The sequence below is a fragment of the Desulfogranum mediterraneum DSM 13871 genome (assembly GCF_000429965.1).
GTDB classification, from domain to species: Bacteria; Desulfobacterota; Desulfobulbia; order Desulfobulbales; family Desulfobulbaceae; genus Desulfogranum; species Desulfogranum mediterraneum.
The window spans coordinates 104,762-124,311 of record NZ_KE387006.1; the positions used below are offsets into that span (position 1 = coordinate 104,762).

The following is a 19,550-nucleotide window of genomic DNA, read 5'->3' on the forward strand; positions in this document are numbered from 1 at the left end:
ACGCCAAGAGAAATGTACGCTCACAGGGCTGAGTATAGTATACTGTATTTCGTTTTCGTCAATAAAGATAGAGAGTGATAAGGAGGAACGTTGTCCGCTAAAATCATAGCCCTCGCCAACCAGAAAGGCGGGGTTGCCAAAACCACTACAGCCCTGAATCTTGCCGCGGTCCTTGCCACTAAAAGGAAAAAAGTACTGTTGGTCGACTCCGATCCCCAGGGCAATGCCTCCAGCGGCGTGGGGGTCTTCCAGAGCAAGCAGGGGAAAAACATCTACAGCTGTTACAGCCGCAGCGCCGAGACCGAGGAGTGCATCCAGGACACCAGCCTGAAGAATCTGTCCATCCTCCCGGCCTCCATGGACCTGGCCGGGGTGGAGGTGGAGTTGATCAACCAGCAGGACCGGGAAAAGACCCTCAAGGGTGTTCTCCGCCCGGTAAGGGAGTCCTTTGACTATATCTTCATCGACTGCCCCCCCTCCCTGGGACTGCTGACCGTCAACGGCCTGACCGCTGCCGACTCGGTCCTGATCCCGCTCCAGTGTGAATACTTTGCCCTGGAAGGCCTGGCCCAGTTGGTCACCACCATCCGTTCGGTCAAGAAGACCCTGAACCGGGAACTCTACATCGAGGGGCTGCTGCTGACCATGTATGACCGGAGAAACCGACTGACCCACTCGGTGGCTGCAGAGGTCAAGAACCACTTCGGCGATCAGGTCTACTCCACCGTCATCCCCCGCAACGTCCGCCTCAGTGAAAGTCCCAGCCACGGGAAGACCATCGTTGAGTACGATAAGAACTGCAGCGGAGCCAAGGCCTACACCAAACTCGGCAGCGAATTCTTGAAACGATCACAACAGGGAAGCCAGCCATGAGTAAAAAAAATGTCCTCGGCAGAGGGGTCGGTGCCCTGCTGCCCACAGCCCAGCTGGAGGAAGAGGACCGTTTTTTTATGTGCGACATTGAAAAAATCGACCCCAACCCCAACCAGCCCAGGAGCTACTTCGACGAGGAGAAACTCTCGCAACTATCTGATTCAATTAAAGAAAAAGGGGTGATCCAGCCACTGCTGGTCCAGCGCTGTCCCAATGGCCGCTATGATCTGATCGCCGGGGAACGACGCCTGCGGGCTGCCAAGATGGCTCAGCAGAACGAGGTTCCGGTGGTGGTCATGGAGGAGAACGATCCGCTCTCCAGCCTGGAACTGGCCCTGATTGAGAATATCCAGCGCCACGACCTCAACCCCATCGAAGAGGCCCAGGCCTATGAGCGGCTCCTGGAGGAGTTCAAGCTGACCCAGGAAGAGGTGGCCAAGCGGGTGGGCAAGAGGCGGACCACCATCACCAATCTCCTCCGCCTGCTCAAGCTGCCCCCGGCAATCCAGGAGGATGTGGTGGCCGGGCTCCTCAGCGAGGGACACGCCCGGGTACTGCTCCGCCTCAAGGATCAGCCCCAACTCCTCCAACAGGTCCGGGACCGGATCATTGCCGAGGAGCTCTCGGTCCGGGCCACCGAGACCCTCTGTCGCGCCCAGAAGAGCAAGCCAGAGCAGCGCCCCACAGCCAAGAAAAGTTCTGAGGGGCTGCCCAAGTCCTACTGCACCACGGTGATCAACCAGATCACCAACACCCTCAACACCAAGGTCCGGATTGTCCAGAGCGGCAAGCGGGGCAAGGTGGAGATCGACTACTACTCCACCGACGACCTGGATCGCCTGGTCAACCTGCTCTCCAAGCAGTGAGCCTGAGGCCAGAGCGTGAGCGCCTTGCCCCGATGACCCCCTCCTCCCCGATCCGCAAGCTCCCTCTGGTGGTGCTGCTGCTCTTTGCCCTGCTGCTGATGGTGGGGATCAGCCTCGGTGAGCCGCAAAGGGTTCTGGAACAGGCCAAGTCCATCTGCCTGGCCTGTATCGGCATCGGCTAGGGGAAAAGCGGCATGAAGACCATCAGACGATGGAGCCAGTGGCTCTGGCTGCTGCTCACCAACGGCTACCTGGGCTTCCCTTTCTCCGACCCGATCTACCAGGGCCCCCTGAAGGTAATCTGTGCGCCGGGATTGAACTGCTACTCCTGTCCGGCCGCCACCAGCTACTGCCTCCTCGGCAGTCTCCAGCAACTCCTGGCCGGTATCCGCCTCTCCCTGCAGAGCGGCAGCTACTTTCTGGGCTTTTATGTGCTGGCCTCCATGGGCATTCTGGGTACGGCCCTGGGGAGATTCATCTGCGGCTGGGCCTGCCCCTTTGGCCTCTTTCAGGAGCTGCTCTTCAAGATCCCTTCGCCCAAATACCGGATCCCCCCTGTCCTCCGTTGGGGGAAATACCTCTTCCTGACCTTCTTTGTGCTGCTTCTGCCCCTGTTGGTGGTGGATGAGTTCGGCCTGGGCCAGCCCTGGTTCTGCAAGTATCTCTGCCCGACCGGAACCCTGGAAGCCGGCCTCCCCCTGCTGGTGCTGCTACCGGAGCTGCGCACCACCCTGGGCTGGTTATTTTACAGCAAACTGACCCTGGCGTTCTGCTATCTCGGCTGGTCGGTGCTGGCCTCCAGGCCCTTTTGCCGCACCAGCTGCCCCCTGGGGGCATTTTATGGTTTGTTTAACCGCTTCAGCCTGGTACAACTCAAGCTTGACCCGAAAAAATGTACACAGTGTGGTGCCTGCCATGCGGTCTGCCCGGTTGAAATTCGCTTTAACGAGACCCCAAACAGCCCGGAATGTATCAATTGCTTGAAATGCATGCACGAAGCTTGTAGTTTTAACGCAATATCAGTCGATCTGGCCGGGTGCCGCTTGCACCCAGGTAGTAAAAAACAGCTCAACCATCACGGGATTTCCAGCTAGCCCCCCCATGCCTCAAAGAGTCCCGTCGCCAAGGGCGGTTCAGAGCGAGGCAGTCGGCGTCTGGCGCAGCCCTGACGGTTCAGATAAACACCGCTCCCCTTAACCCTAAACCACATCACATGTTCATGAAGCGCAAACACACCCTGATCCTGCTCGTCCTCTTCCTCTCCCTGCTGTTCACCGTTGACTCCGCCCTGGCTGCCATGGTGGCCATCAAGGGTGATGATATCAACATGCGCTCCGGCCCTGGCACCAAGTACAAGGTGCTCTGGAAACTGGATTCCGGGTTTCCCCTGAAAATTCTCAAGAAAAAGGGCAGCTGGTACCGGGTACAGGATTTTGAGGGAACCATCGGCTGGGTCCACCGCAACGTCACCACCAGAAAGGGGCACATGATCGTTGATGTCAACAAGAAGAGCCAAAAACGAGTCAATGTCCGCAGTGGCCCGGGGACCAATAACCGGATCGTGGCCAAGGCCTACTACGGGGTGGTGTTCCGCACCCTGAAACAGAAGAGCGGCTGGGTCCAGGTGGAGCATGAAAAAGGGGTGCGGGGCTGGATCAAGCGCAGCCTGGTCTGGGGATTTTAGCCCTCCCTGCCTGCTGAATTTCAGGCAGCGATGACTGTGCCCCTGCACCAGGGTCATGGCCATCGCTGCCGGCCACCGCCCCTGGCCTGCACTTTCTTCCAGATTCATGGTTTCACTATTTGGCTGCTTCGGCTATAGTCTGACGCTCAGTGAACCTGAACTTATCCCCAGCAGCCATGATTCCCGATAAAAAACTCATTGAACAGCGGTTTGCCAAAGCTGCAGCCACCTACGAAGAGCAGGCCGGTATCCAGAACCAGGTCGCCGATCGACTGCTGCAGATGCTGGAGCGGGAACTCGGTCAGCCCCCTCGGACGGTCCTGGAGGTGGGCTGCTGCACAGGCCTGTTAACCGCCAAACTGGTGGCAGCTTATCCCCGGATGGAACGGTTCACCGTCACCGATCTCTCCCCCTCCTTCCAACCCTATATCGAAGAAAAGACCCGCTGCCTCCGAGGCTCTGCCTCTTTCCTGGGAGGCGATATCGAACAGTTGGAGCTCGAGGGCAGCTATGACCTGATCATCTCCTCATCCACCTTTCACTGGATCCATGATCTGCCCCGGCTCTTTGCCAAACTCCGCTCGCTCCTGACCCCGGAAGGGGTACTGGCCTTCTCCATCTATGGCGCGGAAAACCTCAAAGAGATCCGCCAGATCACCGGAGTGGGCCTGCCCTACCAGAGCTTCAGCGCCATCCGGGCCTGTACCGGGGAACATTTCGCAGTCTGTGCAGCCGAACAGTGCTCCGAGTCTCTCTGGTTCCCCACCCCCCTGGCCGTACTCCAGCATCTCCGCCAGACCGGGGTCAATGCCCTGGGCTCAAAGGCCTGGACCAGAAAAGAACTCAGGCTCTTTATCCAGGAGTATGAACAGCTGTTCTCCGCTCCAGAGGGCGTGCAGCTGACCTATCACCCCATGTTTTTCATCGCCCGCCCCAGACCATAGCAGCCTGGCAGCAGGGAGAACAAGGGCAAGAGGAGCAGGGATAGCGTGAAGAGAAAACCTGCAGCCTGGCCTGATCACTTTTCCAGACCCCGCCTGATTGCAGCCCATCGCGGCTTCAGGGCCTGCTTCCCGGAAAACACCCAACTCGCCTTTTCAGCCGCCTGCGGCCGCTGTGACTTCCTTGAAACCGATATCCGCCTCAGCCGCGAGCTGATCCCGGTGGTGATCCATGACCCGACCCTGAAGCGCACCAGCGACATCTCGGCCCGGCAGCAAGACCCGACGCTGCCCTGTCCGGGGAGCGCTCTGGTTGCAGAGTGCTCTCTGGCCGAGCTGCGCCTGCTTGATATGGGGAGCTGGTTTCTGCAGAGCGACCCCTTTGCCACCATCGCCTCGGGACAGGCAGACCGGGCAAAGCTGAGCGCAGCCATGCCCCAGCGGATCATGACCCTCAGAGAACTGCTGAACTGGGCCCGCAGCCAGGCCCTGCCCCTGAATCTGGAACTCAAGGAGCTGGAGCAGCCTGAGCAGGACCGGCTGGTGGTGGAGAGAGTGGTCAGAGAGATCCAGGCCCAGGATGCCCAGCCATGGGTGCTGATCTCCTCGTTCAAGCACAGCTACCTCAGCCGCTGCCGTCTGCTGGACCCCACCCTTACCACCGCGGCCCTGGTGGCAGAACACCATCCCCCGGATCTGCTCAACTACCTCAAGGCCCTGGAAGTCAGCGCCTATCACCCCGAGGCTGCCATCATTGATCGGGAGCTGATTGCCCTGCTGCGCCGACAGGGACTGGCAGTCAATGTCTACACCGTCAACGAGGCGACCAGGCAGCAGGCGCTGTTTGCGGCAGGAGCCAACGCCATCTTTACCGATTTTTTATAAGGGTATCTTGAATAATCAGGTATCTTGTTCAAGACCAAGGCAGGCGAGAAAAATTACCACAGCTATATAAATGATATTCCGAGGATATTTTTTTAAATATAACGCAGAAATTGGACGAAATAACAACGATTCAAGGTAGCCATAACTCGAGGAGCAGCATGGAGAGCAAGCACAAGAGCATCAGCATCGTCGGCATCGATACCGACGTGGGAAAATCAGTGGTGACCGGCCTGTTGGCCGCCTACCTGGTGGCCGAGAACAGCAAGGTCACCACCCTGAAGCTGGTTCAGACCGGCTGCAGCGAAACCTCGGACGACATCCTGCTCCACCGCAAGCTGATGGGCAGCCCCCTGAGCCGCTACGACGAGGAACGGATCACCTGCCCCTACCTCTTCCCCTTTCCGGCATCCCCACGGCTGGCCGCCAGGATGGCCGGGACGACCATCGACCCCCAGGTCTTTGACCAGGCCATAACCACCCTCCAGGGCGCTTATGAGTGGTTGCTGGTGGAAGGGGCGGGCGGTCTGCTGGTCCCCCTGAACGAAAACCTGCTGCTGATCGATTACCTGGCTGCTCAAGGCCTGCCGGTGGTCCTGGTTACCTCTTCCAAACTCGGTTCCATCAACCACACCAGATTATCCCTGGAAGCGCTAAAAAGCCGCAAAATGAAGCTTCTTGGCCTGGTCTACAATCTCCACAACCCGGGACCGCCTGAAATCGTTCAGGATAGTTTAGCGGAATGCAGGCAGGCGCTGAAGGACTACGACCTGGACGCCCCCCTGGTGGTCATGCCCGACACCAACGAGAGCCAGGCCGTCAACTGGCGGCCGCTGCTGGCGCCCCTGACGGCAGAGTGAAGAGGGGAAGGGAGCGCCCCCTGGCAAGGCTCAGCTGTCGCTGACCTTGCGCCGCTTGAGCTTGAGCTGGCCCCGCTCTTTTTTGGATTGGATCCGCCGTTCCTTGGCCCTGCGGGAAGGCCGGGTCTTTTTTCTGGGCCTGGCCACCTGCAGGGCACTGTTCAACAGGGCGGCAAAACGCTGCAGGGCGGCCTCCCGGTTGGCCAGCTGGGTGCGATGTTCGCTGGAATCGAGGTGAAAGATCCCGTCCCTGGTCAGACGCGAGCCCAGCCGGGCCCGGATCAGGGCCTTCTGCTCCTCGCTTAGGGAGGGGGAGCCCAGCAGATCAAAGCGCAGGGTCACCTTGGTGTTGACCTTGTTGACGTTCTGGCCGCCGGCACCGCCGGAGCGGGAGAATTGAAAGGAGATCTCCTTCAGGGGCAGACTCAGCCCGTGACCTATGACCAGCTCCTTATCCGACACCATCATCGACCTCCACGGCTCAGTGCTCAGTTAACCAGGGCTGTTCAGCCCTTAGAGGATCTGTTGAAGAAAGGCCTGACTGCGGGGATGTTCGGGGTTCTCGAAGAAGACCTCGGGCGGTGCCATCTCCACGATGGCGCCCTCATCCATGAAGACCACCTGATCGGCAACCTCCCGGGCAAAGCCCATCTCATGGGTCACCACCACCATGGTCATCCCCTCACGGGCCAGGGTGACCATCACCTCCAAGACCTCGTTGATCATCTCCGGATCCAGGGCCGAGGTGGGCTCATCAAAGAGCATGATCTTGGGCTCCATGGCCAGGGCGCGGGCGATGGCCACCCGCTGCTGCTGGCCACCCGAGAGCTGAATGGGATAGTGATGGGCCCGATCGCGCAGGCCCACCTTGTCCAGGAGGCTCAGGCCCAACTCCTCGGCCCGGTCCCTGGCCATCTTCTTCAGCTTGATCGGGGCCAGGGTCAGGTTTTCCAGGACCGACTTATGGCGAAAGAGGTTGAAACTCTGGAAGACCATGCCCAGCTCCATCCGCACCTGGTTGATGTCTTCCTCGGGGCTGGCGATGTCACGGCCATCGATGTAGATGGAGCCGGAGTTTATGGTCTCCAACTGATTGATGGTCCGCAGGAGGGTCGATTTCCCCGACCCCGACGGCCCGAGGACCACGACCTTTTCCCCGGCTGCAACCTCCAGGTTGACCCGGTCCAGGGCCTTAAACGAACCAAAATACTTGGTAACATCCTCTATCCGGATAATGGGGTCAGCGGCGTTCATAGTGGCTTAAGCGATGCTCCATAATGCTGATGAGTTTGGAAAGGATCAGGGTGATCAGGAGATAGATCAGGGCGATCATGGTGTAGGTCTCAAAGTAGTTGAAACTCTCGGCCGCAAACTCCCGACCCCGCCTGAGGATATCCGAGACCGCCAGGATGGAGACCAGGGAGGTATCCTTCAACAGGGCGATGAACTCATTACCCACCGGCGGCAGGATGGTGCGCCAGGCCTGGGGCAGGATCACGTAGGCCATGGTCTGACGACGGTTAAAGCCCAGGGAGAGCGAGGCCTCGGTCTGGCCGAAATCGATGGACTTGATCCCGGCCCGGATCACCTCGCCCATATAGGCGCCGTAGCAGACCGCCATGGCCACCACTGCGGCAACGATATCCGGCACCCGGACCAGTCGCCCCAGGGCAAAGTAGATGTAGAACAGCTGCACCAACAGCGGGATACCGCGAACCACCTCCACGTAGAGGGAGGCGGCCAGGTTGATCAGCCGATTCTCTGAGATCCTGCCCAGGCCGGTCAACAGGCCGATGACGATGGCCAGGAGGATGGACATGATGGTCACCTGAAAGGTGATCAGGATGCCGTCGGGAATAAACTTGAGGATCTTCAGGTAGGGGTCGGGCTGCACCAGGGGCAGGGCAATCACCAGGATCAGCGTACCGATCAGGGCGATCCACCATGCAGAGACCAGCCCCTTATCATCTGGGCTGGGGATGGCCGCTCCGTCACCAACTTCGATTTTTTTCACATCCTGATCAGACATAGCGTTCACGGGCTAAGGTAGAGATAAAAGAAAGATAAAAAAAAGCCGGGCTTGAACAGCCCGGCAAGAGAGAGACAACAGGATTTACTGGCCGATCCACTTCTTCTTGAGCTCAAGGTCAATCCCCTTGGCCTTGACCGCGGCAATGCCCCGGTTGATCAGCTCCAGCAGCTCTTCGCTGCCCTTCTTCACGGGAACGCCGTAACTCTCGACCTTTCCGGTCTCGATGATGGCAGAGATCTTGAGGTTGTCCTTGTACTGCATCAGGGCGTAGTTGGCGGCAACCGGATCATCACAGACCACGGCGGCAATCCGACCCACGTTGAGGTCTTCCATGGCCAGGCCGATCTCATCGTAGGACTTGGCCTGCACCCCCTCTGCAGCCTTGATGGCAAAGTAGCCGGTGGTGCCGATCTGGCCTCCCACCTTCTTGCCCTTCAGATCGGCCAGGCTGGTGGCAGCGGAGTTTTTATTGACGATCAGGGCCTGACGCACGGTGAAGTAGGGCGCAGAAAAGCTCATGGCCCTCTGTCGTTCAGGGGTGATGGAGACCGAAGAGACGATGGCGTCATACTTGCCGGCAGCCAGCCCGGCAAAGATCCCGTCCCAGGCGGTATTCTTGAAGACCGGGGTAAAGCCCGCCTCTTTTCCGGCAGCGGTCATGAAGTCGATGGCATAGCCCACCACCTGCTTGTCCGCATTGACAAATTCCATGGGAGGCCAGGTGGCATCGGTGGCAAAGACGATGGTCTTCTTGGCCCAGGCCGGATTTGCAAAGACAGCAGCACACAACAGCGCCAGTAGTACTTTTTTCAACATCTTTCCCTCCATGACATAGATAGTAGTTAGATTACTCCTGAACCCATGTACCACTCTCCTCCTGTCCAGGCAATAAAAAGGTGCAAAGGGTTCTCGCCATTGGAAAAAAAAACAAGCTCCGGGACGGAAAAGCAACGCAGTTTCCACCACAAACCAGAGGTTTCCCTTGACGACAAGGACTGGAAACCGTTATACAATCCTGGATACTTTCCAGCATTCCGCCCACCTTAACGAGGGAAACCATGCACATTGCAACCCGCTTGATGATTGCCAGTGTTTTCACCGGCACAGTGCTGCTCCTGGCCGGCTGCAGCTCTAAACCGATCACGCCGTACAGCTCCGGGGCCAACACCAACATGCCCGAAGGAAAAGCCATCGATTACTCCACCCGCCAGGGGAGCGTTGTCGAAGAGATCGGTCCCAGTGAAGAGGCCCTGGACTCCATGGGCAAAGACGGCCAAGCCGTGGGCAGCTTTGCCACCACCGGCGACCAGAACAGCGAAGAGTACAAGAAGACCTACGGTCGCTCCTCCAGCCAGATGCAGCCCATCTACTTCGACTTTGACCAGTCAACGGTCCGGGGTGACCAGATCCCCCAGCTGGAGCATAATGCCGAGTACCTCAAGGCCAACCCCTCGGCCACGGTGATCGTTGAGGGCAACAGTGATTTCCGGGGCACCAACGAGTACAACCTGGCCCTGGGGGAACGGAGGGCCCTGAGTGCCAAAAACTACCTGATTGAGCTGGGGGTGGAAGAGTACCGGGTCCGCACCGTCAGCTACGGCGAGGAACGCCCCCTCTTTACCGGGGACAGCGACTTTGACTGGTCCCAAAACCGCAGGGACGACTTTGTCCTGGAGTAAGCGACCCTAGCTCGACAGACCAGCCGCTGCTCAGCCGGTTTTTCCCTTGGGAAAACCGGCTGCCTTGTTTCTGCCTTCCCCTGCTTTCCTCTCCGGAAGAGCCCTGCTCCCGGAAAGCCCGCCAAAAGGCCACGCCCCCTGCCCGCCTTCAACACGACCGCAAACTCCCCTCTTCCGGGAAAGCTCCGGCAAGGCGCCTGCACGCTCCTGCCCCCTGAACCACCGCAGATGGGGTCATCCGGATCTCCCAAGGCATGCGCAGGATCCTGTTCCGGGCAGAGGTCTTCAATGGGAATGCTTGCCTGCCGGATGTCCGTCCTGCGAGGCCTGACAGGCCTTGCGGTAGGCCTGCAGGGTTTTCTGGGCACGGCCCAAGGCGCTGCTCCGAGGAAAGATGCCGCGGGTGCTGGCCTGCCCTGCAGGCTCTCCGCTGAGCAGCTCCAAGCCTTCGCTCACATGCTCCACCGTATGGATATGAAACAGGCCCTGGGCCACGGCTTCGACGACCTGCTGGTCGAGCATCAGGTGGCGACGGTTGCGCTCCGGAATCAGCACGCCCTGGCTGCCGTTCAGGCCTGCGGCTGCGCAGATCTGGAAGTAGCCTTCGATCTTTTCATTGATGCCACCCACCGGGAGCACATCGCCGTGCTGGTTCAGGGCGCCGGTCACCGCGATGCCCTGCCTGAGCGGCAGGCCGGACAGCGACGAGAGCAAGACATACAGTTCGGCGCAGGAGGCAGAGTCGCCCTCGACGCCGCTGTATTCCTGTTCAAAGACGATGGAGGCATTGAGCGCCAGCGGGGCATCATGGGCAAACAGCGCCGACAGATAGTTCTGGAGGATAAACACGCCCTTGTCATGGACAGGGCCGGACAGCTCCACCTCGCGGTCGATGTTGATCAGGCCGTCCTCACCGGCGTAGGTGCGTGCGCTGACCCGCATGGGGCAACCGAAACAATGATCCCCCAGGTCCACCACGGTCAGGCTGTTGAGCCGGCCCACCTGCTCGCCATCCACAGAGATCAGCAGATCGCCTTCGGCTATGGCCTCCCGCATCCGCTGTTCAGGATAGTCATGGCGCAGTTTGCGTGCAGCCAGGGCCGCATCGATATCGGTCGCATCGACCAGAGCAACGTCCTCTTTTCGGCAGAGCAGTGCACTTTCCATGATCAAGGCCTTGATGTGGCCGAAGATGGCACTTTGGCGTGAGCGGTCTTCTACTTCGCGGTGGCCCTGTTCCAGCAGGCGTGCGACCGCGGCTGCGGAAAAATGGGGCAGCCCCAGTTTCTGGCAGGTCTGGGCGACAAATACGGCCGAGGCGCGCCGGGTGGCGGCGTTGGCGGCAAAGCTCTCGGCAAAATCCACCTTCACCCGGAAGCGGCGGGCAAACTCGGGATCCCCCTCCTGCAGTTCGTAATAGAGCTCGCGCGAGCCGATCAGGACCACCTTGACCGTGGCATCCACCGCCTCAGGGACCAGGGAAACCGCCGCAATCGGGGCAAAGGCGGTGCCAGGTTCTTCGATCTGGAGCCGATTGCTGCGGAAAAAACGGCGCAATTTTTCCCACACCAGTGCGTCGGTCAAAAGATCGGCCAGATGCAGCAGCAAAAAGCCGCCGTGCGCCTGGTGCAGACTCCCTGCGCGGATGCGGGAAAATCCCGTTACCAGCACGTCGCTCTCGGTTTGATATTCGATGCTGCCGAACAGCGAACGGAACAGGGGGTTGTCTTCGACGATCACCGGTGCTCCCTTAAGGCCGTGGTTGTCCACCACCAGATTCACCTGATAGTGGGACAGCACCTTGTTCAACCGCTCCTTGCGCAACTCATCGTCGCTTTCAGAGGCCTTGAACAGCTCCAGGTTGTCGAGCAGGTCGTCCAGAAGCTGATCCAGATAGAGGCCCAGTGTGGCAGAGTCCTTGATTTCCAGGAGGGTGCGGATCTTTTGGATTTCGCGATCCAGCAGCGGCCTGACCATCTGCCGACGCAATCCTGCCAGGGCCTCGTCCATCGCCCGCTCCATGGGGCGGGTCTTCTCGAAATAGCGATTGATTTCGGCGAGCAGCTCCTGCTCTGCCTGGGCAATTTGCGCACGCCGTTTCCTGGGCAGGGCCAACATTTCATCCTCGGTCATGGCGTGTCCCTTCTTGCCCTGGAGGGTGAAGAGTATCTGGTTGGCCTCCCGGTGCATCCTGAAGTGGCGGGCTTCACCAAAGGTTTCCAGCGCAACAAAGGCCTGGGACTCTTGCTCATGGTAGGACTGTTCGATACGCTCACTCTCCACCTTGAAGTCGGGTCCATCCAGCTGGAGCGGGATTTCCGTCAACAGGGCCCTGGTCATGCCCTCCATGGAATGCCGGAGCAGACGCCCCTGCCCGGCGGGCAGGCGTACTGCGCGGGGATGTTCCGGGGCGTCGAAGTTGTGCAAATAGCAGAGATCCGGCGGCGTCACCCGTTTTGAGGCGGCCTCCTGCATGGCCTGCTTGAGCAGTGAAGAACGGCCGCTGCCGACCTCGCCCAACACGAACAGGTTGTAATCCGTCTGTTCCATTTCAAGGCCGAAACGGGCGGCGATTTCCGCCCGCTCCTGTCCAATCCAGGGCAGGGGCTGATCCAGCAACTCAGAGGTGTCGACAAAGCCCAGGGTATCGGGATCGATGGAGAGACGAAGTTCGGCAGGGGTCAGATTCGTGATCGGCATAGACGACAGAGGGATAAGGTGAGAAAAAAAAACGCTTAATGGCGAAGAGGAAGAGGCAAAGGATCAAGGTGCAGCAAAAGAATCAGGAGTGCATCAGGAACCAGCACTCGCCTTGACGACAACCTTGCTCACCACCTTCCTCGCCGCGACAGAGCATCGGTGGCAAATTCTTTAATAAATCTTAAAAAACAGCACATTAGAAGTCAATGACTTTCCGGAGTTCCGCCTGGAGGCGCGCTGGAGCCGATTACCCCAAGAACGGGGCACAGGGCCCAATGGTTCCTGAGATACCCCCTCTGCTCAGCAGAAGAGAGCCCTCACCCCCCTGCAAAAGATCTGCTTTCGCCGGGCCAAAGACTTGCCCTTAACCCAATGAACTTACAAAACAAGTTATGCTTTCCCGGTGGGGATATTGTCAAGCCCCTCTTCTCTGGGAAGACACGCCTTTGCTGCGCTTCCAAGGCGATCAGCCTCTTTGCTGTTTGTCTCTGTCCATGGCTGAGAGATCTCGCCCAAGTCTGGGATTGCAAAAAAAACAGCGCAGCCATAGAATGGATATCGGAGTCTTCGCTTACCTTCGAGGATGCCTTTTGAGTATGACGCCGGGATTGAGCAACAAGGGAGGATCAAGGTGCCTGGCTGAACAGCAGGGGAAGTAAGGGTAGCCGGGTTCCAGAAAATAATGGCTTATGGCTAATGACTAATGGACGGGTCAAACACTCCGTCATTAACACGTATTAGGGACAAAAAAATGAATGACTCGATACTCCAATATGAAGAAAAAATGTGGCATTTATTTGATATAACAAAAGAGCAGATGCCGGATCTAGCAGAGGCATATTATGGGCCCGTAAAAGAGGCCGTGTACAGCGAAGGCTCCCTGGACATTAAAACAAAAAGATTAATCTCTTTGGCTGTCGCCATCCAAGCCGGCTGTAAGGATTGTATGATCTCTCAAACATCCAAGGCGCTGGAGCTTGGCGCAACACCAGCAGAAATATTCGAAGCCTGCTCGGTTGCAGTGAGCATGGGAGGGACCTTAGCCTGGAGCAAGGTACTGGTTGTTGCCGACTTCTTGAGAGAGAGGAACATCATACAAGACTAAGGATGTTCCCAGCGGCCTGAACTCCCGCCGTGTACGGCAACGACAGCCAGAAGATGAATGACCGAGGGGGCAGAGCCCCTCACGGCTCATTCCTTGGGATATTCGGACCAGCCAAAGGCAATTATTCAGGTTACCCCGAGGCCCCCTTCGGACCGTGGTTCAGCCCCGGTCCCTCACCCCCTCCCAGGGCTTACCCTCCCGGCAAAGGAGTTTTTCAAACAGGCGGCTCAGCTGCTGTCGCTCCTCCTCATCCAGCACCGAAAAATATCGCTGATCACAGACCACAATCCCGGAAAAAACACGTTCAATCAGCTCTATCCCGCCAGGGGTCAACTTAACCAGGGTACTGCGCCGGTCTGCCGAATTACTGAGCCGAGCCACCAGTCCCCTGCCCTCCAGGCGATGGAGGATCTTGGTCATCCCCCCTGAGGTGAGGCCCAGATTTTTATAGAGTGCGGTGGGAGACTGGGGGCTATCAACGCCACAGACGCGCAAGCGAAAGAGCACCTTAAAGTCTCCGGATACAAGCCCGCAACGCTCAACTTCCAACTCAACCGTCTGTTGCAGCTGTTCCTCAATCCGGTAGAACAGGATGACCTCCGGCACGATGCGCTCCCAGGCCTCTGGCCAGTTTTCCTTGATCAGCTCCAGGGTTTGATAGACCGACTCTTCTTCCATATATACCTCCTCTAACTTCAGCTCTCCTGCTCCTTGGTGCCACTGTACCCGAAAAATACCTTTCCAGAAAGATACTAACAGAAAAAGAGCCTCACCTGCATGGCCCTACAGCAAAAAATGTGATGAAACAGCCAAAACGACAAGCGCTCCAGCCAGACCAACTGTTTGCCAGAGACTATCCAGGAAAAGGACCAAACTCAACCACAACCTGTGGGGAAACGCTCTCTTTCCCTGTCGGCAGGGGAAACAGCTGATGCGCACGGGTCGCTCGCTTAATCAGCGTTCAACAGGGCTGCGTCTGGTCCATGCCCTGCTGTTTGAACTCTGCACACTCCTCGTCTGCCTGCCGGTGATCAGCACCTGGCTGCAGATATCCCTGTACAAGGCGCTGATGACCGACATCGGCTTTGCCCTCTTTGCCGTGATCTATGCCTACGGCTTTAACTGGGCCTATGACCGCCTCTTTCCCCTGCCCGCCACCAGACCGGAGCAGGCCGGACGCTGAAGAAACGGGCCCGGCGACTCTCCCTGGCCTTCGGCCGGCCAGGGAGAGGTCCAGACTCGCCTGCCTGCATTCCAAACCAGCAAAAAAGGCGATGGCAAAAGGAGTTGAAACAACAGCTCTTTTGAAAAACCTCCCCAAAAAAGCACGCCTGAAGCAAAAAACCTGCTTGCCTTCAGGCCTGAATGATACTATTTTACCCCTATACCTGATATCTGATATATCAGATATCAACCACTCCTCGTCCCTGCATCTCCACGCAGGTAAACCTTGACCAGAGAGGTGAAGCCATGCATCAGCACCAAGCCATCCGCGCCATGAGCCCACAACAGGCCATTCGCATCCTGATGCTGAGTCCCTGCTACTGGCTGCTCAACCCCCCTGAGCGCAATATCCTGGTCAAAGAATACTGCGCAGCACATGCCGTGGCCGTCGCAACAACCGGGGTCACAGCCGGGGAGCAAGACCGTTCGCTCGATCAGCGGTCCCAGCTCCACTGAGCCTCCCCAGCCCCCGGAGAACAGAACCTCACGGGCCAGTTCAGGCTACCAGGCTGAGCTGGCCCGTGCCCCAGACCCTCCATGCCCAGGCAGCACCTCCAGGTGTTGCCCCCTGCCGTAGCCACTGCCGCTCTACTGCGGTACCTTGAAAAATTAAATTTCTCGATCAAGATCAAGGCGCGCGATACATTTCACCGCAGGCATATATCTGATATTCCGATAATAAAACTTTGAATGCAACGCCAAGATCGGAAAAAAAAGCAGTTTTTCAAGGTGGTCTAGAGACACGGCACAGCAGCCCCTCTCACCTCCCCTCCACCTCCTGAAAAGCAGTTGCAGCTCTAGCCCTCAGCTACACCATAACCATCTAAACCCACAACATAAGTGTCACAAAACACCTCTGAATATCCGGCCAGGCCGAAGGTCTTTGTTGATTTCAACAGTTCCTGGAAAAGGGATAAGCCACGCCGGCTCTCCATGAAGAGGGTGCGCTTCTGTGTCTCGCCGAAATAAGAAAAAAGTGGCACACTCTGGAAATTCAGCACGAAAAGACCGACAATATATGAAAGCACCTTGATCAGCAGAGAGCGATCCATGGCTAACGGACAGCAACACCGGCTTGGAGCAACTGTTGCTGTCCGGCCAATGTCTGCTGATCAGGTTTCGTCTTACTGAAATAGGAGCACCTATCCGGAACCGGAGAAATCCCGGCCCCGGTAATTCGCAGAGAAGAGAACCCGAAACAATGGTATTTTTTCCCTTCCGCAGCATACGAATCAAAATCCTGCTGGTCTTTCTCTCCTGTACCTTGCTGATCATCGGCTCCCTCACCTATGCCTCATACCAGATCATGCTGGAGCGGATGGGCATACTCATCGACGAGAATGCTACCCAGATGGTTGATCTCTACTCCAAAACCATCGGCGACTGGGTTCAGGAGCGTAAACAGGAAATGCGCACCCATGCAAATGTACCGGCCGTCATCAGCATGAATTGGGAGGAGACTGAACCCTATCTTCGACAGGAAATAGCCAAGCGCGACTCATACTATCTCATTTTCTTTGTCGCCGACCGGGACGGCAACTACAACACCACATTACTCCGAAACGCCGGAAACATCAGTGATAGGGACTATTTTCCCAGAGTGATGGCCGGAGAGACCATCGTCTCGGAACCTGTCTTTTCCAGGTCCACAGGGAAACAGATTATTGTGATAGCCGCCCCGATCCGCGACCGACAGAATCAGGTTGTCGGCCTGATGGGCGCTTCTCTGGACCTGATCATGCTCTATGACTGGATCAAGGCCTTCAAGGTTTCCCACCCGAACTCCTATTCCTATATCATCGACCGCGATGGGCTGGTTCTGACCCACCCCGACCGCAACATGATCATGAAAGCCAACCTGCAGGGCAAAGAATACAACCTCAGCTCGGAGACCGTTGAACGACTGCTCCGAGATGGGCAGGGTTCCGTGGAATACTCCTTTCGTAATGTGTTGAGCAGGGCCTATTTCCGGGAAATACCAGGCACCGGAGGCTGGAAGATCATCACCAAGATACCGGAAGATTATCTCTTCAGGCCAATGTACGAACTCAGCCGCTCCCTGCTGCTGCTGAGTCTCGCTGGAGTGGTTATTATCATTCTCTTCTCAGTCTGGTTATCCGCTCAGCTCTCGCGTCCGATCATCAACCTGAACAAGATTTTCAACAGAGGTGCGGATGGAGACCTCACGGTAATAGCGGAAATAGAGTCTGCAGACGAAATCGGCCAGGCTTCGCAAAGTTTCAACACCATGATGGAAACCATCGGCAGGATGACCTATTACGACCCCCTGACCCATCTGCCCAACATGGCCTTCCTGCTCGACAGAATCAAACTTGAGCTTGGCCATCTCCGCGACGAAAGACGTATGGCTGTGATCACCATCGATATCGACCGGTTCCGGCCGCTGTGTGATCTGTTTGGGAAGAAGGTCACCAACCAGATCCTCAAGGTCGTCAGCAGTCGCATCATGGATACGGTTCCTGAAGGCAGTGTCATTTCCCGTATCGGTGAAGACGTATTTGCCGTTGTCCTGTTAAAAATCCATGCCGAGGCGTCAGCACTCAAAATCACGAAAAAGTGCCTCAAGAGGATCAACCAACCGACCATACTGCTTGACAAGACCTACCATATTTCCGCCAGTGCAGGCCTTGCATTTTATCCACAGGATGGCAAAGACGAACAACAACTGCTCAAGAGCGCCAATATGGCCCTGGACCGGGTCAAGCTAACCGCCGGGAGTACGGTTCAGGTCTTTGACTCTTCCATGGGCCTGCAGTTATCAGAACAGCATAGGCTGATCAACGACCTGAATGGATCGATCACCAACGGAGAACTGGAAATTCATTACCAGCCTTTCATTGAAATCGGATCAGGAAAAATCATTGGAAAAGAGGCACTGCTGCGTTGGCGACACCCTGAGCTCGGCCTGGTTCTCCCCGGCCGCTTCATCAACATGGCCGAGGATTCAGGTATGATATTTGTCCTTGGCAAGTGGGTGCTCCGCCAGGTCTGCCTTCAGCACAAAGCCTGGCTCGATATGGGAAACGAGCCGGGGTATGTTGCGGTCAACGTCTCCCCCAGAGAGTTCGCCCATCCCGACTTTGAAGAGACAGTGACCACAATCCTCGAGCAGACCTGCCTTCCTCCGCAGTTCCTTGAATTGGAAATTACCGAAACCATCGCCATGGAGGATGCAGAATCCACGCTCAAGGTTATTAACAGCTTGAAAGAGAGAGGGATCAGGTTATCGATCGATGACTTCGGAACCGGCTACTCGTCCTTGACCTACCTGGAAAGGTTCAATGCCGACGTCCTGAAGATAGATAAATTCTTTATCAATGGGGTCCCCGACGATCAAAAGCTCACCAGTATAGTCAGAACCATCATCTCCATGGCCCACCATCTTGGCCTGAAAGTGCTGGCAGAGGGGGTGGAAACCGCGACCCAGAGAACATTCTTGCACAGGTATGGATGTGATTATGCTCAAGGGTTTTATTACGCTCGTCCCCTCCCAGCCGCTGAAATCGAGCAAATACTCACAGGATCACGCCCACTGGTACCTGGAGAGGATGTTGGCGAGGTGAGGGGCTGATAAAAAGCCTGGATTCATATACTAAGCGCAGAGCCTCTCCAGGTAGCTGAAGAGAAAGGCCTCTTTTAAAAAAGGTCTACTCGGCTCCATTCATCCTCAAGCCAAGGTTGCCGGTTGCCCCTATAGATCACAACAAAGCATCCAGCTCAAGCCTCAGCAGCCACTCCAGCCACGACCAGGGACAACACCCACGTCCTCAAACTTGGGCTTGGCGATCAAGAGCTTGGACGGTCTGAACGCAGCGAGTCTTCAAGCTCTCGCCATCCTCTTCGGGATGCAGGTGAAAGGCATGGCCCGGCTGCCCTTTCGTTCGTCGCATGGTCGGTCAAACCCTACCAGGGGTTCCTTTTCTTTGGCCAGGCAAAATAAAGGAACCCCGACCTGGGCCAGACCAATGTTAAAAAATTAGAGCTTGAGACAGAACCTTAAGCTATCACAAGGACCTACAGTACGGTTGCGGTTGCCAGAGTGCAAAACCGTGGTCTGTCCCCCTCACTAGATACTCCTGCCCCCCTTAGCTAACGATCTCTCTTGCAAAGGCCAACACCTGTTCCTTGGTCGCAACATCCATATCATCAGGACTACTGCACTTGCCCAGGTAGAGTTCTCCTGCCCTGACAGCCTTGTGCGGGGCTTGCAGTCGGTTAAAGGCAAAGAAGACCGGCTCGGCATTATTTTCGTAAGGACCTGCTCCGGTTACCAAAAGGGCCTGACGTTGCCCCTCCACCAGGGAGGCATGTGTCGGCTGGTGATAGTCAAGATAGAGACTGTAGGTTCTGTCGATAAAGGTTTTGAGAGGACCGGCAAGACCCCAGAAGTATAGAGGTGAGGTAAAGAGTACCAGGTCGGATGCCACCATCTTGTCCATAATGTCCACAGCATCATCTTTTTGCACACAGCCTACCTTGTCCGGAGTTTCTTTACATTTACCGCAGGCAAGACATCCTTTGATATCTTTGTCAAAAAGGTCGATGGATTCAACCTGGTGACCCAGTGAAGAAAGTTCATCCTTAACCCATCCGGCAGCTGTTGCAGTATTGCCCTTTTTTCGGGCACCGCCATGCAGCATGATAATGTTCATGTTGTATCCTTGCTTATATATTATTGTGCAC

At 56.9% G+C, this 19,550-nt stretch carries 22 protein-coding genes; 14 read left to right on the forward strand and 8 right to left on the reverse strand.

Going from position 1 to position 19,550, the window contains the following annotated elements; genetic code table 11:
• Positions 1–90 precede the first annotated feature (90 nt).
• The 8 genes from G494_RS0118590 (at position 91) to bioD (ending at position 6,106) form a co-directional block, all read left to right on the forward strand.
• On the forward strand, positions 91–873 hold the full coding sequence (locus G494_RS0118590; RefSeq protein ID WP_028585726.1) for a ParA family protein: 783 nt from the start codon (positions 91–93) through the stop codon (positions 871–873).
• A complete protein-coding gene (locus tag G494_RS0118595) occupies positions 870–1,739 on the forward strand; it encodes a ParB/RepB/Spo0J family partition protein (protein WP_028585727.1) in 870 nt (289 codons plus the stop codon). The genes G494_RS0118590 and G494_RS0118595 overlap by 4 nt, the downstream gene beginning before the upstream one ends.
• A gap of 32 nt (positions 1,740–1,771) precedes the next feature.
• Positions 1,772–1,921: a CD1871A family CXXC motif-containing protein gene (locus tag G494_RS27290; RefSeq protein ID WP_167331687.1), complete on the forward strand. Its 150-nt coding sequence runs from the start codon at positions 1,772–1,774 to the stop codon at positions 1,919–1,921.
• A gap of 12 nt (positions 1,922–1,933) precedes the next feature.
• A complete protein-coding gene (locus G494_RS0118605; RefSeq protein ID WP_028585728.1) occupies positions 1,934–2,833 on the forward strand; it encodes a 4Fe-4S binding protein in 900 nt (299 codons plus the stop codon).
• A gap of 125 nt (positions 2,834–2,958) precedes the next feature.
• Entirely contained in the window at positions 2,959–3,423 is a 465-nt protein-coding gene (locus tag G494_RS0118610; protein WP_153305952.1) for an SH3 domain-containing protein, read from the forward strand.
• 176 nt (positions 3,424–3,599) lie between these two features.
• Positions 3,600–4,367 carry a malonyl-ACP O-methyltransferase BioC gene (gene bioC, locus G494_RS0118615; protein ID WP_035247560.1) on the forward strand — a complete coding sequence of 256 codons (768 nt, stop codon included), beginning with the start codon at positions 3,600–3,602 and terminating at the stop codon, positions 4,365–4,367.
• Between the two features lie 45 nt (positions 4,368–4,412).
• Complete coding sequence (locus G494_RS0118620) at positions 4,413–5,249, forward strand: glycerophosphodiester phosphodiesterase (protein WP_028585731.1); 837 nt, start codon at positions 4,413–4,415, stop codon at positions 5,247–5,249.
• Positions 5,250–5,407: 158 nt separating this feature from the next.
• On the forward strand, positions 5,408–6,106 hold the full coding sequence (gene bioD, locus G494_RS0118625; RefSeq protein WP_028585732.1) for a dethiobiotin synthase: 699 nt from the start codon (positions 5,408–5,410) through the stop codon (positions 6,104–6,106).
• 30 nt (positions 6,107–6,136) lie between these two features.
• Here the strand turns inward: bioD and arfB are convergent, their stop codons facing one another.
• From arfB to G494_RS0118645, 4 genes are all read right to left on the reverse strand, one after another.
• Positions 6,137–6,574 carry an alternative ribosome rescue aminoacyl-tRNA hydrolase ArfB gene (gene arfB / locus G494_RS0118630; RefSeq protein WP_208597711.1) on the reverse strand — a complete coding sequence of 146 codons (438 nt, stop codon included), beginning with the start codon at positions 6,572–6,574 and terminating at the stop codon, positions 6,137–6,139.
• 45 nt (positions 6,575–6,619) lie between these two features.
• Positions 6,620–7,360, reverse strand: a complete 741-nt coding sequence (locus G494_RS0118635; RefSeq protein ID WP_028585734.1) for an amino acid ABC transporter ATP-binding protein — start codon at positions 7,358–7,360, stop codon at positions 6,620–6,622.
• Entirely contained in the window at positions 7,347–8,135 is a 789-nt protein-coding gene (locus G494_RS0118640; protein WP_028585735.1) for an amino acid ABC transporter permease, read from the reverse strand. The genes G494_RS0118635 and G494_RS0118640 overlap by 14 nt, the downstream gene beginning before the upstream one ends.
• 84 nt (positions 8,136–8,219) lie before the next feature.
• Positions 8,220–8,954, reverse strand: a complete 735-nt coding sequence (locus G494_RS0118645; RefSeq protein ID WP_028585736.1) for a basic amino acid ABC transporter substrate-binding protein — start codon at positions 8,952–8,954, stop codon at positions 8,220–8,222.
• A gap of 242 nt (positions 8,955–9,196) precedes the next feature.
• Here G494_RS0118645 and G494_RS25815 point away from each other — a divergent pair, with 242 nt between their 5' ends.
• Complete coding sequence (locus G494_RS25815) at positions 9,197–9,817, forward strand: OmpA family protein (protein WP_051305870.1); 621 nt, start codon at positions 9,197–9,199, stop codon at positions 9,815–9,817.
• Positions 9,818–10,102: 285 nt separating this feature from the next.
• Here G494_RS25815 and G494_RS0118655 read toward each other — a convergent pair whose 3' ends face one another.
• The gene (locus G494_RS0118655; protein ID WP_028585737.1) at positions 10,103–12,517 is read right to left on the reverse strand and encodes a Lon protease family protein; all 2,415 of its coding nucleotides are present in this window, start codon (positions 12,515–12,517) and stop codon (positions 10,103–10,105) included.
• Positions 12,518–13,268: 751 nt separating this feature from the next.
• On the opposite strand from G494_RS0118655, the gene G494_RS0118660 reads away from it, so the two are divergent.
• A complete protein-coding gene (locus G494_RS0118660) occupies positions 13,269–13,622 on the forward strand; it encodes a carboxymuconolactone decarboxylase family protein (protein ID WP_051305871.1) in 354 nt (117 codons plus the stop codon).
• A gap of 159 nt (positions 13,623–13,781) precedes the next feature.
• On the opposite strand, the gene G494_RS24450 is transcribed toward G494_RS0118660, so the two are convergent.
• Positions 13,782–14,300, reverse strand: coding sequence for a MarR family winged helix-turn-helix transcriptional regulator (locus tag G494_RS24450; RefSeq protein ID WP_051305872.1), 519 nt, complete (start codon positions 14,298–14,300; stop codon positions 13,782–13,784).
• 253 nt (positions 14,301–14,553) lie between these two features.
• On the opposite strand from G494_RS24450, the gene G494_RS24455 reads away from it, so the two are divergent.
• From G494_RS24455 to G494_RS27295, 3 genes are all read left to right on the forward strand, one after another.
• On the forward strand, positions 14,554–14,805 hold the full coding sequence (locus G494_RS24455) for a chlorhexidine efflux transporter (protein WP_051305873.1): 252 nt from the start codon (positions 14,554–14,556) through the stop codon (positions 14,803–14,805).
• A 91-nt stretch (positions 14,806–14,896) separates the two neighbouring features.
• Positions 14,897–15,076 carry a hypothetical protein gene (locus tag G494_RS27045; RefSeq protein WP_153305953.1) on the forward strand — a complete coding sequence of 60 codons (180 nt, stop codon included), beginning with the start codon at positions 14,897–14,899 and terminating at the stop codon, positions 15,074–15,076.
• 16 nt (positions 15,077–15,092) lie between these two features.
• Entirely contained in the window at positions 15,093–15,302 is a 210-nt protein-coding gene (locus tag G494_RS27295; RefSeq protein ID WP_035247563.1) for a hypothetical protein, read from the forward strand.
• A 341-nt stretch (positions 15,303–15,643) separates the two neighbouring features.
• Here G494_RS27295 and G494_RS0118680 read toward each other — a convergent pair whose 3' ends face one another.
• Entirely contained in the window at positions 15,644–15,898 is a 255-nt protein-coding gene (locus G494_RS0118680; protein WP_028585739.1) for a hypothetical protein, read from the reverse strand.
• Between the two features lie 254 nt (positions 15,899–16,152).
• Between G494_RS0118680 and G494_RS25820 the strand changes: the two genes are divergently transcribed.
• The gene (locus G494_RS25820; RefSeq protein ID WP_208597712.1) at positions 16,153–18,438 is read left to right on the forward strand and encodes a bifunctional diguanylate cyclase/phosphodiesterase; all 2,286 of its coding nucleotides are present in this window, start codon (positions 16,153–16,155) and stop codon (positions 18,436–18,438) included.
• Between the two features lie 514 nt (positions 18,439–18,952).
• On the opposite strand, the gene G494_RS0118690 is transcribed toward G494_RS25820, so the two are convergent.
• Positions 18,953–19,519 (reverse strand): flavodoxin family protein, encoded by a 567-nt coding sequence (locus G494_RS0118690; RefSeq protein ID WP_028585740.1) that lies wholly within the window; start codon positions 19,517–19,519, stop codon positions 18,953–18,955.
• Between the last annotated feature and the right edge of the window lie 31 nt (positions 19,520–19,550).